Here is a 14,130-nt window from a genome sequence, read left to right as displayed (position 1 = left end):
TGGCGGGCTTGCCGCGCGGCGTCCACAGCGAAGCTGTCGCACTTTGTAACAGCGCGCCACTGATCGATCCGGTTTGGACGCGTTCAGCCGATCCAGCGCCAGATCCCCGCCGCCCAGCCGGCGAGCGGCAGATGCGCCCATGTCGCGACCAGCCAGACGACCACACCCCCCGCCAGATCATGTCCGCGAAAGCCGCCCAGCCGCGTGCGCCCGGCCGCGATCGCGCCGAACGGCCAATAGGATGTCGCCGATTGCCATTGCGGCCAGAACTCCGGTTGCAGATCGCGCTTCTTGCGGTCCTGCAGCGCCGAACCGAGCAGCGCCAGGACGAGGATGCCCAAGCACAGCGCGATATTGCCGGGCGTCGGATAGATGGCGATATGGACCAAGGCCCAGATCGCGAAGCTCCACATCATCGGATGGCGCGTGATCGCGAACACGCCGCGCGCCGCCGGCACCGGTTTCGCTGTCGCCTTTGGATCGGGCAGCGCCGGATTGCCGATCAGCGACCCGACGAACAGCACCGACGCGAACAGCATCAGCACGGTCGCCGCCGCCCACAAGACGTCGCCGACCGGCCAGAGCAGGGGCTGGGCGGGCATCGCCTGATAGACATGCGCGGTCCAGCCCAGCGTCGCAAAGGCGACGAGCGCATAGACCAGCATGAACCCCTGCTGCCCGAGCGCCCGCACCAGCGGCGCGCGCAACGGGTGCGACAACGCGAAATGCGAGCCGACGAATGCGGTGATCGCGATGATCAGCATGGACATGGCCGTCCCCCCTTTCGTCGCGGCGGCCCCGCGCGGCTTACTGCACCCCGTGCATCCATTTGCGGATCAGCGGCGACAGCGCGAGCAGCAGCAGCCCGATTCCCGCCGAGATCAGCCCGATCGTCCAGAACACGCCGTTATAGGTGTCCAGGCTGACCTTCAGATTGGTCACCTGGCCGCCAACCGTCTCAACCGACGCGACCTGGGCAACGACCCCGGCGACATATTGCGCGACGGAGATCGACAGGAACCACACGCCCATCATCAGGCCGACGACGCGCGCGATCGACAATTTGGTGACCATGCTGAGCCCCACCGGACTGATGCACAGCTCGGCGAGGCTGTGGATCAGGTACAGGCCGGCGAGCCACCAGATCGCGACCTTGAAATCCGGCCCCGCATATTGCGCGCCGAGGACGAGGAACAGGAAACCGAGCCCGACGCCGATCAGGGCGATGCCGAACTTGACCGGAATCGACGGTTCGATCCCGCGGGCTGCCAGCCGGGTCCACAGCACCGACAGAATCGGCGCGAAGACGACGATGAAGAAGGCGTTGAAGAACTGTGTCTGGCCGGCCGTGATCGAGAACAGCCCGAATACCGACAGGTCGGTGTTGCGGTCGGCGAACAGCGTCAGGCTCGATCCCGCCTGTTCGAACAGGGTCCAGAACACGACGTTGAACACGATCAGCGTCATCGCCGCCAGCATCATCTGAAACTCGCGCCGGTCGCCGACGCTGGCCGACCAGATGAGGATGCCAGGCACCGAGACCAGGAAGGTGCCGAACAACAGCTTGCCCATCAGCGGCAGCGACAGGATGTAGCCGACGATGCCCGATCCCGGCACCGGCTCGGGCGCGTTCATCAGGTTGACGAACAGCAGGTAGAAGACCGGCACCCCGATCGTCGCCAGCGCAAAGATGCCGATCGCCCGGTTGGCGGGCTGGTCAGCGGGCGGCTCGCCATAGCCGTTGAGCTTGCCGCCGTCGAACTGGATCAGCAGCCATGACAGCATCATGCCGAAGGCAGCGAGACCGAAGCCCGCCCACCAGCCGACCGCCACCGCGAGCCACGGGCACAGGATCTGCGATCCGAGCGAACCCAGATTGATGCCCATGTAGAAGATGGTGAAGCCCGCATCGCGGCGGCGATCGCCCTGTTCATACAGCTCGCCGACCATCGTCGAGATGTTGGGCTTGAAGAACCCGTTGCCGACCGAGACCATGCACAGCGCCACCAGCATCAAGGTGACGTGGAACGGGCTGCGTTCGCCGTCGGACGAAAAGCCGCCGGCGGCGACCGTGCGGGTGGCGGTGCCGTCGGCGCCGAGCAGCGCGACGGTACCGTCGTCATTGCCCTTGATCGCCAGCTTGTTCGCGCCGTCGACGACATAGCGCGTTTCGGCACCCGTCGTCGCGTCGCGCTCGATCGTCACCTCGTAGCGCTGGCCGTCGATGGTGGCGAAGGGCTTGGCGGTCTCGCCGCCGAAACAGAGGGTCAGATAGCCCAGCGCCATCAGCACCGCGCCGAACTTCACCGCGCGCTTAGATCCCAGATACTGGTCGGCCAGATAGCCGCCGACCAGCGGCGTCAGATAGACGAGTGCGGTATAGCCACCGTACAGGCCCGTCGCCTGGCGATCGCCGAACAGAAAATGCTGGGTCAGATAGAGGGTGAGCAGCGCCCGCATGCCGTAATAGCCGAAGCGTTCCCACATTTCGGTGGTGAACAGCCGGGCCAGCTGCCGCGGATGGCCGAACCAGGTTTCGCCGGTGGCCGGATTGGTATGGGTAATATCCGGCTCGCGCGGGTTATCCGCGGTCGGTGCGTCGACCATCTATCCTGGGCTCCCTGAACTGTCGCGGCGGCGCGTGCCGCCATTTTGGTTGCGGCGGAACCTAGCGGCAAATGTCCGGGTGTAAATATCTGCCTTCGCGCGATAAGGGGGCGGCATGATCCTCAACGACACCTCCTCGCTGCTGACACATCTGCGCACGCGTCGCTCCGGGCGGCCGCGCGACCTGATCGAACCCGGGCCCGATGCGGCGCAACTGCGCGATATCGTGACCATGGCGGCGCGGGTGCCCGATCATGGCAAGCTTGGCCCCTGGCGCTTCGTTGCGGTGCCGACCGGCGCACGCGATGCCTTTGCCGCGCTGCTGCGCGACGCATATCTGGTCGACAAGCCCGACGCCGGGCGCGTCGAGCTGGAGGCGGTCGACGCCTTTGCCCGCCAGGCGCCGGCACTGGTCGTGGTCGTCTCGCGCCCGCGAGCCGAGAGCCATATTCCCGTGTGGGAGCAGGAGCTGTCGGTGGGCGCTGCGGCGATGAACCTGCTCCACGCCGCCCATGCGCTGGGGTTTGCGGGCGGCTGGGTCACCGGCTGGGCGGCCTATTCCGACCGGGTGCGCGATGCGTTCGGCGGGGCGGGCGAACGCATCGCCGGTTTCGTTTTCATCGGCACGCCGCGCGCCGCGCTCGAGGAGCGGCCGCGCCCCGATATCGACCAGCTGCTCAGCGTTTGGACGGGATGACCACTGGACCCGAGAGCCAAATAGTGTATTAAGGCAGCATGACAGCTTATGAGGACGACGAGAGCCCAGTCTATCTGCGGCTGCGCTCGACCATCGTCGCCGCGATCCTGCGCGGCGAGTTCGGGGCCGGCGACCAGCTTCCGTCGGTGCGCGCGCTGGCGGCCGAGCACGGCGCCAACCCGCTGACCGTGGCGAAGGCCTATCAGCGGTTCCAGGACGAAGGCTATGTCGAGGTGCGGCGGGGAGTCGGCATGTTCGTGCTCGACGGGGCGGTGGAACGCCTGCGTGCGGCCGAGCGCAAATATTTCCTCGAATCGCGGTGGCCGCGAATCCGCGACCAGATCCGCCTGCTCGGGCTCGATGCCGGGCAACTGGTCGGCAACGCCACCGTCTGATCCGCGTTTTCGCGCCGGCCTGGCGGGCGGCATGTTCGGCGCGCCGACGGAACCATTCGCTCCGTCGCATCGTTGCCGATTGGTCGGATGGAATCCGATCGTAAGGAGTCGCCGTCATGCACGAATTCACGAAGGTCGTGCCCGGCCGCGCCGGGTATCGCGTGGCCTATCATGCCAACGAGGCCAATCATTGCCCGGGCTGCGGGCGGACGCACTGGCTGGTCGGGCGCGTCACCGCGGAATGCGCCTTCTGCGCCACCGCGATCCCGCTGAACGATGGCGGCATGCGGGGGGCGGGGCTGATCCGGATCAACCTGCCGCAGCCTGCACCGCTCGCCGCCTGAACGACACGCGCGTCAGGCTGTCAGCTTGAGCGTCACGATCCCGCCGATGATCAGCGCGATGCCGCCCAGTCGCGGCAGCGACGCGCTTTCCCCCAGCCACACGATTCCCAGGATCGCCGCGCCCACCGCGCCGATCCCGGTCCACACCCCATAGGCCGTGCCGACGGGCAGCGCCCGCATCGCATTGGCAAGCAGGCTGAAACTGGCGATCATCGCCACGATCGTGAACACCGACGGCCACAGCCGGGTGAACCCCGCCGACTGCTTCATCCCGATCGCCCACGCGACTTCCAGCAGCCCCGCGATCACGAGCTGAAACCATGGGTTCGTCATGCGCCCGTCTCCTGTCGGATCCGCCTCAGGCGGCAAACGCTTCCGCCGGCACCGAATAAAGCACCGCCGCGGGCGCCCGCGCGGCGCGGGCGAGGCCGAAGGCTTCGGGCACCACCTGCTCGACATAGAAGCGGCACGCCGCCTGCTTCATCGCCTTGAACTGCGGGTCGCCGCTGAAGCTCTCGACCGCGCGCGCCTGCTTTTCCATCAGCCAGCCGCACACCGCGATCGACGTCATCGTCAGGAACGGATAGCTCGCCGCCAACCGGTCATCGACGTCGGAGGCGAGCAGCGCGCGGCCGGTTTCGCCCGCCAGCTGGATGACGTCGCGCAGCGTCGCGTCCCGGGCCTCGTCGAGCATCTGGCGAATGAGGCGCTCGAACACGCCGCCATTGTCCATGCTCAGCTTGCGGCCGACCAGATCGGCGGCCTGGATGCCGTTGGTGCCTTCATAGATCGGCGTGATACGCGCATCGCGGAACGGCTGGGCGGCGCCGGTTTCCTCGACATAGCCCATGCCGCCATGCACCTGGATGCCCAGGCTTGCGACCTCGTTGCCGATGTCGGTGCCGTGCGCCTTGGCGAGCGGGGTGAGCAGGTCGAGCATCGCCTGCGCCTCGCGGTCGCCCAGCGTCGCGCGGTCGACCTGGCCGGCCGCCAGATAGACGAGCGCGCGGGCGGCCTGGGTCTGCGCCTTCATCCGCATCAGCATGCGGCGGACATCGGGATGCTCGATGATCGCCACCGGCTCGCGGCTCGATCCGTTGGCGCGCGCCGACTGGATGCGGTCGCGGGCGTAGTGCACCGCTTTCTGCGTCGCGCGCTCGGCGACCTGGACGCCCTGCAAACCCACGTTCAGCCGCGCATTGTTCATCATCGTGAACATCGCGCGCATGCCGCCGCCTTCGGCCCCGATCAGCTCGCCGACGCAATCGCCATTGTCGCCAAACGACAGGACGCAGGTGGGCGAGGCGTGCAGCCCCATCTTGTGCTCGATCGACACGACGCGGACATCGTTGAACGCGCCCGGCGTGCCGTCGGGGTTGAGGCGATATTTGGGCACCAGGAACAGGCTCAGCCCCTTGGTGCCCGGCGGCGCATCCGGGGTGCGCGCGAGCACCAGGTGGACGATGTTGTCGGCAAGGTCATGGTCGCCGAAGCTGATGTAGATCTTCGTGCCCGTGATCCGGAAGGTCCCGTCGTCGCGCGGTTCCGCCTTCGATCGCAGCGCGCCGACGTCGGATCCCGCCTGCGGTTCGGTCAGGTTCATCGTCCCGGTCCATTCGCCGGTCGCGAGCTTGGGCAGATAGAGCGCCTGCTGCTCGGGCGAACCGTGATGCGCCAGCGCCTCGATCGCGCCGACGGTCAGCGTCGGGCACAGCGCGAAGCTCATATTGGCGGTGCCCAGCGTCTCCAGCACCGCGGTCGACAATGCGAAGGGCAGGCCCTGGCCGCCGAACGCCTCGGGCGAGCCGATCGTGCCCCAGCCGCCCTCGACATAGGCCTGGTACGCGGCACGGAAGCCTGCGGGCATGACCACGCCCTGATCGGTCCATTTTGCCCCCACGGTGTCGCCGACCCGGTCGAGCGGCTCCCATTCCCCGGCCGCGAACTGGCCGACCCCTTCGAGCACGGCGTCGACCAGGTCAGGGCTGGCGGCGCCGAAGCGGTCGCTGGCGGCCAATTCGTCGATGCGGACGACGGTATCCAGGACGAAACGTTGTTCGATGGTGGCGGGGGTGAAAGTCATCGGTCCTCTCTTGTCGCGGCTTCGGCGCAGCTATAGGCCGCTCGGGTGAGCGCGCCAAATCCCAGTTTCGCGACCCGCATCTTACCCTACGGCGCGGCGGCGATCGATACCGCCGCACGGGGGATCGCCGACGGCGGCTGCGTCGCGGTGCCGACCGAGACTGTCTATGGTCTGGCCGCAGACGCGACCGATTCGCACGCGGTGGCGGGCATCTATGCCGCCAAGGGGCGACCCAGTTTCAATCCGTTGATCGTGCATGTTCTCGACCTTGATCAGGCAAAGGGAATTGCGCGTTTCGATCACGAGGCGCTGGCTCTGGTCGAGCGATACTGGCCGGGCCCACTGACCCTGGTGCTGCCGCTGGCGACCGACGCGCCGGTCGCCGCGCTGGTGACGGCCGGTCTCGGCACGGTCGCGATCCGCAGCCCGGCGCACCGGGCGATGCGCGCGCTGCTAGCCGCCGCCGGACGTCCGCTGGCTGCGCCGTCGGCCAATGCCAGCGGTACGATCAGCCCGACGCGCGCCGAGCATGTCGCCGCCAGCCTGGGCGGACGCATTCCGCTGATCCTGGACGACGGCGCGACGCCGGGCGGACTTGAATCCACCATCGTCGATCCGGCGCGACGACAGGTGCTGCGGCCGGGCCCGATCTCGAGCGAGGCGCTGGGCTATGCGCGCGCGGCGGGGGATGCCGCGATCAGTGCGCCGGGGCAGCTGGCCAGCCATTACGCTCCGGCCAAGCCGCTGCGCCTGAACGCGACAGCGCCGCGCGCGGGCGAGTGGCTGATCGGCTTCGGCGAGGTTGCCGGCGACGATAGCCTGTCGGCGTCGGGCGATCTGATCGAGGCGGCGGCGAGGCTGTTTGACGCCCTGCACCGCGCGGATGCGAGCGACGCCCGCGCGATTGCGGTCGCGCCGGTGCCGGCGCACGGGATCGGCGAGGCGATCAACGACCGGCTCGCGCGCGCCGCAGCGCGCTGAGCCGGCCATTTCAGCTTTTACATGGCGTTGCCGCTGACCATTGCGTTCTGCTGATCGCTGGTCATCTCGTCGACATCCGGGTCGGCATCATCGATCGCGTCGGCGCGTGCTTCGCCCGCGTCTTCGATCCGGTCGGTCACCGTTTCGTTGGCACCGGCGGCTTCCATCGCTTCGGCATTGGCCTCCGCCGCTTCCTCGGCGCGCTCGGCCAGCGCATCGTCGCCATCGCCGCCACAGGCAGCCAGCGGCAGGATCAGGGTCGCGGCGATGACGGCCGCCAGTTGCTTGCGCATCTTGTTTCTCCATCGGCCGCCCACGCGAGGATGCGTGGCGGACGACGGTGAACCCTTTACCCGGCCGCGCGGTTCCGCTCAGATGGTCGCGGAAGCCTTCACCCGGTCGGCGAAGCTCTTGCGCAACTTCTTGAGCTTGGGGGGAATTACCGCCAGGCAGTAAGGATTCCGCTGGCCTTCGCCCTGCCAATATTCCTGGTGATAATCCTCCGCCGGATACCATTCGCCCAGCGGTTCGATCGTGGTGACGATCGGCGCCGGCCATTCGGACGCGTTGCGCACGATCGCTTCGCGCGCCGCATCGGCCTGCTCGGCCGAATGCGGAAAGATCGCGGAACGATATTGCGTGCCGACGTCGTTGCCCTGGCGGTTCAGCTGGGTCGGGTCGTGCGTGGCGAAGAACATGTCGAGCAGGTCGGCGTAGCTGACCTGTTCCGGATCGAAGCCGACGCGGATCGCTTCGGCATGGCCGGTATCGCCGCCGCACACCTGGCGATAGGTCGGGTTGGCGACATGGCCGCCGATATAGCCGCTTTCCACCGACGTCACGCCGATCACGTCCTTGAACACCGCCTCGGTGCACCAGAAACAGCCGCCGGCCAAAGTGGCATATTCAGTCGCCATGTCGAAATCTCCTTCGCTTCGGCCTCTCAGATAGGAACGGGCGGGGGCACCGAAAAGCGGGATCGTCCGGGCATCGAATCCATACGCGGGGCGCGCGGGCAGGAAACTGGTTCATGCGGGGGCCGGAAAATGCTCCCGCAAAACCCCAAAGTCCCCGCGATCCGCTTCAATCCGGCGGCGTTCCGCTCTAGGGCCGGATCATCGGACTGGGCTGGATTCGGAAATGAAGGAGCGATGATGCGCGACGGGGCGGTGCTGGTGACGGGCGGCGCGGGCTATATCGGCAGCCACGCGGTGCTGGCGCTTTGCGATGCGGGCTGGCGGGTGGTGGTGATCGACAATCTCGTCACGGGTTTTGCCTGGGCGGTCGATCCACGCGCGACGCTGGTGCAGGGCGCGATCGAGGACGAGGCGCTGGTGCGCGCGACGCTTCGGGAACATGCGATCACCGCGATCATGCACTTCGCCGGATCGGTCGTCGTGCCCGAATCGGTCAGCGATCCGCTCAAATACTACCGCAACAACACCGCCGCGAGCCGTTCGCTGATCGAAAGTGCGGTCGCGTGCGGGGTGCGCCACTTCATCTTCTCGTCGACCGCGGCGACCTATGGCATTCCAGAGGTCGTGCCGGTGCGCGAGGAAGCGCCCAAGGCACCGATCAATCCCTATGGCATGTCGAAGCTGATGACGGAGATCATGCTGAACGACGTCGCGGCGGCCCATCCGATCAACTATTGCGCGCTGCGCTATTTCAACGTGGCGGGTGCCGACCCCCAGGGGCGATCGGGCCAGTCGACCGCGGGGGCCACCCACCTCATCAAGGTCGCGGTCGAGGCCGCGACGGGCAAGCGCGGCCATGTCGGCGTGTTCGGGACCGACTTCGAAACGCCCGACGGCACCGGGGTGCGCGACTATATCCATGTCAGCGACCTGGCGGCGGCGCATGTCGATGCGCTCGACCTGCTGATCGGCGATCCTGCGGCCAGCCACACGCTCAATTGCGGCTATGGGCGCGGCTATTCGGTGCTCGAGGTGCTGGACGCGGTCGACCGCGTCACCAATGTGAAGATCGAGCGGCGGCTGGAGGGGCGGCGTGCTGGCGACCCGCCGGCGCTGGTCGCCGACAACCGGGCGATCCTGGCGGCGTTGCCGTGGCGGCCGCGCCATGACGATCTCGACCGGATCGTGCGCGATGCGCTGGCATGGGAGCGGGTGCTGGCCGAGCGCGCGACGGCATGACGTCGGGCGGATCGATCCCCCCTGTTCAGCCGCCCGCGCTTCTGGCTATGACCGGTGCCATGATGATTTCGATCCCCGCCCGTGCCGCGTTGCTCCTGCTCGCCATCGGCGTCGCCCCGCCGGCGGCTGCCCAGTCCGGTCTCGAACCCCGGGTCGACCGGCTGGAGCGCGAGATGCGCGCAGTCCAGCGCAAGGTATTCCCCAATGGTGCCGCGCCGACCGTCGAGCCGCAGATCACCGCGCCACAGACCACGACCGCACCGCCGGGCGCGCCGATCGCCAGCCCGATCGCCAATCTCGAGGCGCGCGTCGATGCGCTGGAAGGTCAGTTCACCACGCTGACCGGCCAGATCGAACAAACCCAGTTCCGGCTGCGCCAGATCGAGGAGCAGTTCAACGCCTATAAGAAGGCGACGGACGCGCGCCTGACCGCGCTCGAACGCGCCGCCGTCCCGGTGGACGCGCCCGCGATCGTGCCGACGGTGGGCGCGGCCGCGCCCGCCGCCGCAACCGGCACGGCGGCGGCCTCCGCAGTCGAGAAGCCCGACACCGGCGACGCGGGCGAGGACGACTATATCTACGGCTATCGCCTGTGGGCGGCGAAACAGTATCCGGCCGCCCAGACGCAGCTGAAAAAGGCCGTCGCGGCCCATCCCGACCATCGCCGCGCCAGCTATGCCCGCAACCTGCTCGGCCGCGCCTATCTCGACGGCGGCAAGCCGCAGGATGCCGCCAAGGCGTTCTACGACAATTACGTTAAGCTGCCGACCGGCGACCGCGCCGCCGACAGCCTGTTCTACCTCAGCAAGGCGCTGCAATCGCTGAAGGCTGCACCCGCGGAGATCTGCAAGGTCTATACCGCGCTCGAGAGCGAATATCCGGGCAAGATCAGCTTGGAGCAGCAGGCCGAGGTCGATCGCGGCAAGGCGGCCGCCAAGTGCAAGTGAGCGCGTGACCGCGGCGCTCGATCCGCAGGCGGTCGAGCGGTTCCGGGGCGACGTGACCGCGCTGTTTGGCCGCGACTTCATGGCCGGCGACCGGATCGGGCTGGCGGTGTCGGGCGGCGCGGACAGCATGGCGATGCTGGCGCTGGCAGTCGCGGCGTGGCCGGGGCAGGTCCGTGCCGCCACCGTCGACCACCGGCTGCGCGCCGCCGCCGCGGACGAAGCGCGGATGGTCGCCGACTGGTGCACCGCGCATGACGTGCCCCACGCGATTCTCACGCCGCGGGACGCGCCCGACGCCGGCAGCGCGCAAGCGGCGGCGCGCGCGCTGCGCTATCGACTGCTGGGCGATTGGGCGCACGCGGAGAGTGTCATTGTCTTGCTGACCGCGCATCACGCCGACGACCAGGCCGAAACGCTGCTGATGCGACTGGCGCGCGGTACCGGCCTGCCGGGGCTGCGCGGCATTCCGGCGGCACGCCATGTGCCGGGCGAGGTCGCGGTCCTCCGTCCGCTGCTGGGCTGGCGGCGACAGGCGCTGCGCGCGCTGGTCGAGGCCGCCGCCATTCCCTTTGTCGACGACCCCAGCAACGCCGATCAACGGTTCGAGCGGGCGCGGGTGCGCGCGCTGCTGGTCCGCGAGGCGTGGCTCGACCCCGACCGCCTGGCGCGCAGCGCGCGGGCACTGGCCGAGGTCGATGACGAACTGGCCGCGATCACCGACTGGCTGTGGGCCGACCGGCAGCGTGCGGGGGGCGACGCAGCCGACTGTGCGCTCGACCTGACGGGCCTGCCGCGCGAACTGCGCCGCCGCCTCGTCCGGCGTGCGATTTTGGCGGTGCGCGAACGTGCGGGCGTGGAAGGCCCGGAATTCGACACCGCGACTCGCATCGAATCGCTGCTCGACATGGTCGAGTCGGGCGCGCCGGCCAATCAGGGCGGGGTTCTGGTGACGCCGCGCGGCGCGATCTGGCAATTTCGGACAGAACCGTCGCGTCGATCAGGCTGATCGGCTTTGTTCCATTGCCATTAACCCGCGCGCGCTTATCTTGGGGGACTGAAAGGTATCGCGCCCCATGAATGACAACGACAAGCAGCCCGACAACGGCACCAATCCCTGGATGAAGAGCCTGCTGATCTGGGTCGGCGTTCTGCTCGCGCTCGCGCTGTTCGTGTCGCTGCTCGACACGCGCAGCTCGCAGGGTTCGGGCGAATCGATCCCCTATTCGACCTTCCTCGACCGGATCGAGGAAGGACAGGTCAAGTCGGTCAACGTGTCGCCTGACGTGATCACCGGCAGCTTCTCGAACGACCAGCGGTTCCGCACCGTCGCAATCCAGGACCCGCAGCTGACAAACCGGCTGCGCGAGGCCGGGGTCGTGATCAACGGTCAGCCCCGGGAGAGCACGTCGATCTGGATGGTACTGCTGTATAACTCGCTGCCGTTCCTGCTGCTGCTCGGCATCGCCTTCTTCGTGATCCGCCAGATGCAGAAGAATTCGGGCTCGGGCGCGATGGGCTTCGGCAAGTCGCGCGCGCGGCTGCTGACGCAAAAGGAGGGCAAGGTCACCTTTGACGACGTGGCCGGCATCGACGAAGCGCGCGAGGAGCTGCAGGAAATCGTCGAGTTCCTGAAGGATCCGACCAAGTTCGCCCGGCTGGGCGGCAAGATCCCCAAGGGCGCGCTGCTCGTCGGTTCGCCCGGCACCGGCAAGACCCTGCTCGCCCGCGCAATCGCGGGCGAGGCGGGCGTGCCGTTCTTCACCATCTCGGGCTCGGACTTTGTCGAGATGTTCGTCGGCGTCGGTGCGTCTCGCGTCCGCGACATGTTCGAGCAGGCCAAGAAGTCCGCGCCGTGCATCGTCTTCATCGACGAAATCGACGCGGTCGGCCGCCATCGCGGCGCGGGCCTGGGCAACGGCAATGACGAGCGCGAACAGACGCTCAACCAGCTGCTCGTCGAGATGGACGGGTTCGAGGCGAACGAAGGCATCATCATCATCGCCGCGACCAATCGCCCCGACGTGCTCGATCCTGCGCTGCTGCGTCCGGGCCGTTTCGATCGGCAGGTCGTCGTGCCGCGTCCCGACATCGACGGACGCGTGAAGATCCTGCAGGTTCACATGAAGAAGGTGCCGCTGGCCCCCGATGTCGAGGCGCGCACCATCGCGCGCGGCACGCCGGGCTTTTCGGGTGCCGATCTTGCGAACCTCGTCAACGAGGCCGCGCTGATGGCCGCCCGCAAGGGCAAGCGCCTGGTCGCGATGCAGGAATTCGAGGAAGCCAAGGACAAGGTCATGATGGGCGCGGAACGCCGCTCCATGGTGATGACCGAGGACGAGAAGCGCATGACCGCCTATCACGAGGCGGGCCACGCGATCGTCGCACTGCATGAGCCGGCGTCCGACCCGATCCACAAGGCGACGATCATCCCGCGCGGCCGCGCGCTGGGCATGGTGATGCGCCTGCCCGAGCGGGACAGCTACAGCTATCATCGCGACAAGATGTACGCGAACCTGGCGGTGTCGATGGGCGGCCGCGTCGCCGAGGAGATCATCTTCGGTTATGACAAGGTGTCGTCGGGCGCGAGCGGAGATATCCAGTATGCGACCAAGCTGGCGCGCGACATGGTGACGCGCTGGGGGATGTCCGACAAGCTCGGCCCGCTGATGTATTCGGAGGGCGAGGAGGAAGTGTTCCTCGGCTATTCGCGCAACCAGAATGCGTCGATGTCGAACGAAACCGCGCTCGCCATCGATGCAGAGATCAAGCGTATCGTCGAGCAGGGCTATGACAAGGCCAAGCAGCTGCTGACCGATCATGTCGATCAGCTCCACACGCTGGCCGGCGCGCTGCTAGAATATGAAACGCTGTCGGGCGACGAGATCAAGCGGCTGGTCGCCGGTGACGATATCGGTCGTCCGGATACCGGCGCGGTGGCGACGCCGACGGGCGTAGCCGGCACGTCGATCCCCAAGACGCGGCGTCCCAAGGGGCCGTTCGGCAATCCGGCCCCGCAGGGCGCGTGACCCCACCGGTGGTGGCCGTGACCGACAATCGCCCTCCCGCGGTACTCGCCGTGGGAGGGCTTTTTCTTGCCCTGCTGGCATCGCCGGTGCCCGTCCTGGCCCAGTCGTTGACGCTCGACGGCCTGCTGCCGGTGCTCAAACGCGTCGAAGCGCCGGGTACGCCCGACCCGGCCGATGTCGACCTGCTCAACCGCGAGCTGGGGGCGGCGGGTGCGGCCTATCGCGCGATGATCGACGCCGGGCCGGCCCCGGGCCAGCCGCGCCACAGCTGCCCGCCGCCCAAGGGCCAGGTGACGCTGACGTCGCGCGAGCTGATCCCGCTGATCGAGACGCTGCCCGAGGAGGCGCGGCGGATTCCGGTCCAGGACGGCCTGTTCCGCCTGATGGCGATCCGCTACCCCTGCTGACCTCGCAACCACCTCCGCGATCCCGGCTTGCGCCGGGCCTTGCGAAACGGAGCTTCATCATGGGCAAATTGCGTTTGCGCCGGTCCCTCGCGATCCTGATCTGCGGATCGTTGTCGATGCCGGTTGCGGCCCAGGCGATGACGGTCGAGCAGTTTCTGACAAAGTCGCGGGCGTTGCGCGCCAAGGGCCTGCTGGCGATGGGGTCGCCCGACATCAAGCTGCTGAGGGACGAGGTTGTGGCAGCGGGTGCCGACTATCGTGCCGACCTGGCGCGCGACAAGGCGGCGGGCCGTCAGGCGCGTAGTTGTCCGCCCCCGGCGGGCAAGGCCAATGTCAACGCGCGTGACCTGATCGCCGAGTTCGAGGCGATCCCCGCCGCGACCGCACGCACCACCAGCGTCAAGGCCGCGTTCTATGCGATGATGAAAAAGCGCTTCCCCTGCCCGGCCAAGTAGCTTCGGCCAAGTGACGCGCCGGACCCGTCGCG

Annotated in this window: 16 protein-coding genes; 10 read left to right on the top strand and 6 right to left on the bottom strand. The window is 67.9% G+C overall.

Annotated features, from left to right (window positions below; translation table 11 throughout):
- Positions 1–83: 83 nt before the first annotated feature.
- Positions 84–770: an NnrU family protein gene (locus AX709_RS00940; RefSeq protein WP_066545796.1), complete on the bottom strand. Its 687-nt coding sequence runs from the start codon at positions 768–770 to the stop codon at positions 84–86.
- Positions 771–807: 37 nt separating this feature from the next.
- A complete protein-coding gene (locus AX709_RS00935) occupies positions 808–2,607 on the bottom strand; it encodes a peptide MFS transporter (protein ID WP_066481429.1) in 1,800 nt (599 codons plus the stop codon).
- A gap of 115 nt (positions 2,608–2,722) precedes the next feature.
- Here AX709_RS00935 and AX709_RS00930 point away from each other — a divergent pair, with 115 nt between their 5' ends.
- The 3 genes from AX709_RS00930 (at position 2,723) to AX709_RS00920 (ending at position 4,043) form a co-directional block, all read left to right on the top strand.
- Positions 2,723–3,304 carry a nitroreductase family protein gene (locus AX709_RS00930; RefSeq protein ID WP_197418941.1) on the top strand — a complete coding sequence of 194 codons (582 nt, stop codon included), beginning with the start codon at positions 2,723–2,725 and terminating at the stop codon, positions 3,302–3,304.
- A gap of 38 nt (positions 3,305–3,342) precedes the next feature.
- The gene (locus AX709_RS00925; protein ID WP_066481431.1) at positions 3,343–3,699 is read left to right on the top strand and encodes a GntR family transcriptional regulator; all 357 of its coding nucleotides are present in this window, start codon (positions 3,343–3,345) and stop codon (positions 3,697–3,699) included.
- Positions 3,700–3,815: 116 nt separating this feature from the next.
- Positions 3,816–4,043, top strand: a complete 228-nt coding sequence (locus AX709_RS00920) for a hypothetical protein (protein WP_066481434.1) — start codon at positions 3,816–3,818, stop codon at positions 4,041–4,043.
- A 12-nt stretch (positions 4,044–4,055) separates the two neighbouring features.
- On the opposite strand, the gene sugE is transcribed toward AX709_RS00920, so the two are convergent.
- Both sugE and AX709_RS00910 read right to left on the bottom strand, forming a co-directional pair.
- A complete protein-coding gene (sugE, locus tag AX709_RS00915) occupies positions 4,056–4,376 on the bottom strand; it encodes a quaternary ammonium compound efflux SMR transporter SugE (RefSeq protein ID WP_066545794.1) in 321 nt (106 codons plus the stop codon).
- A 25-nt stretch (positions 4,377–4,401) separates the two neighbouring features.
- Complete coding sequence (locus tag AX709_RS00910) at positions 4,402–6,126, bottom strand: acyl-CoA dehydrogenase (RefSeq protein ID WP_066545792.1); 1,725 nt, start codon at positions 6,124–6,126, stop codon at positions 4,402–4,404.
- Between the two features lie 45 nt (positions 6,127–6,171).
- Here AX709_RS00910 and AX709_RS00905 point away from each other — a divergent pair, with 45 nt between their 5' ends.
- Positions 6,172–7,107, top strand: coding sequence for an L-threonylcarbamoyladenylate synthase (locus AX709_RS00905; RefSeq protein ID WP_066545790.1), 936 nt, complete (start codon positions 6,172–6,174; stop codon positions 7,105–7,107).
- Between the two features lie 17 nt (positions 7,108–7,124).
- On the opposite strand, the gene AX709_RS00900 is transcribed toward AX709_RS00905, so the two are convergent.
- On the bottom strand, positions 7,125–7,400 hold the full coding sequence (locus AX709_RS00900) for a hypothetical protein (RefSeq protein ID WP_066481452.1): 276 nt from the start codon (positions 7,398–7,400) through the stop codon (positions 7,125–7,127).
- Positions 7,401–7,478: 78 nt separating this feature from the next.
- Complete coding sequence (msrA, locus tag AX709_RS00895) at positions 7,479–8,024, bottom strand: peptide-methionine (S)-S-oxide reductase MsrA (protein WP_066545789.1); 546 nt, start codon at positions 8,022–8,024, stop codon at positions 7,479–7,481.
- A gap of 237 nt (positions 8,025–8,261) precedes the next feature.
- Between msrA and galE the strand changes: the two genes are divergently transcribed.
- The 6 genes from galE to AX709_RS00865 all read left to right on the top strand — a co-directional run bounded on the left by galE (position 8,262) and on the right by AX709_RS00865 (position 14,098).
- Positions 8,262–9,263 (top strand): UDP-glucose 4-epimerase GalE, encoded by a 1,002-nt coding sequence (gene galE / locus AX709_RS00890; protein ID WP_066545842.1) that lies wholly within the window; start codon positions 8,262–8,264, stop codon positions 9,261–9,263.
- Between the two features lie 59 nt (positions 9,264–9,322).
- A complete protein-coding gene (locus AX709_RS00885; protein WP_082731564.1) occupies positions 9,323–10,210 on the top strand; it encodes a tetratricopeptide repeat protein in 888 nt (295 codons plus the stop codon).
- 4 nt (positions 10,211–10,214) lie between these two features.
- Entirely contained in the window at positions 10,215–11,216 is a 1,002-nt protein-coding gene (gene tilS, locus AX709_RS00880; RefSeq protein ID WP_066545784.1) for a tRNA lysidine(34) synthetase TilS, read from the top strand.
- 67 nt (positions 11,217–11,283) lie between these two features.
- Positions 11,284–13,236 carry an ATP-dependent zinc metalloprotease FtsH gene (gene ftsH / locus AX709_RS00875; protein WP_066545781.1) on the top strand — a complete coding sequence of 651 codons (1,953 nt, stop codon included), beginning with the start codon at positions 11,284–11,286 and terminating at the stop codon, positions 13,234–13,236.
- 86 nt (positions 13,237–13,322) lie between these two features.
- Positions 13,323–13,643, top strand: a complete 321-nt coding sequence (locus AX709_RS00870) for a hypothetical protein (protein WP_156454088.1) — start codon at positions 13,323–13,325, stop codon at positions 13,641–13,643.
- A gap of 59 nt (positions 13,644–13,702) precedes the next feature.
- Entirely contained in the window at positions 13,703–14,098 is a 396-nt protein-coding gene (locus AX709_RS00865) for a hypothetical protein (protein ID WP_231727375.1), read from the top strand.
- The last annotated feature ends 32 nt before the right edge of the window (positions 14,099–14,130 follow it).

The sequence above is a fragment of the Sphingomonas sp. CCH15-F11 genome (assembly GCF_001557005.1).
Taxonomy (GTDB): Bacteria; Pseudomonadota; Alphaproteobacteria; order Sphingomonadales; family Sphingomonadaceae; genus Sphingomonas.
The sequence above is the reverse complement of the archived record's forward strand: the minus strand, read 5'-3'. Positions and strand labels throughout refer to the sequence as shown.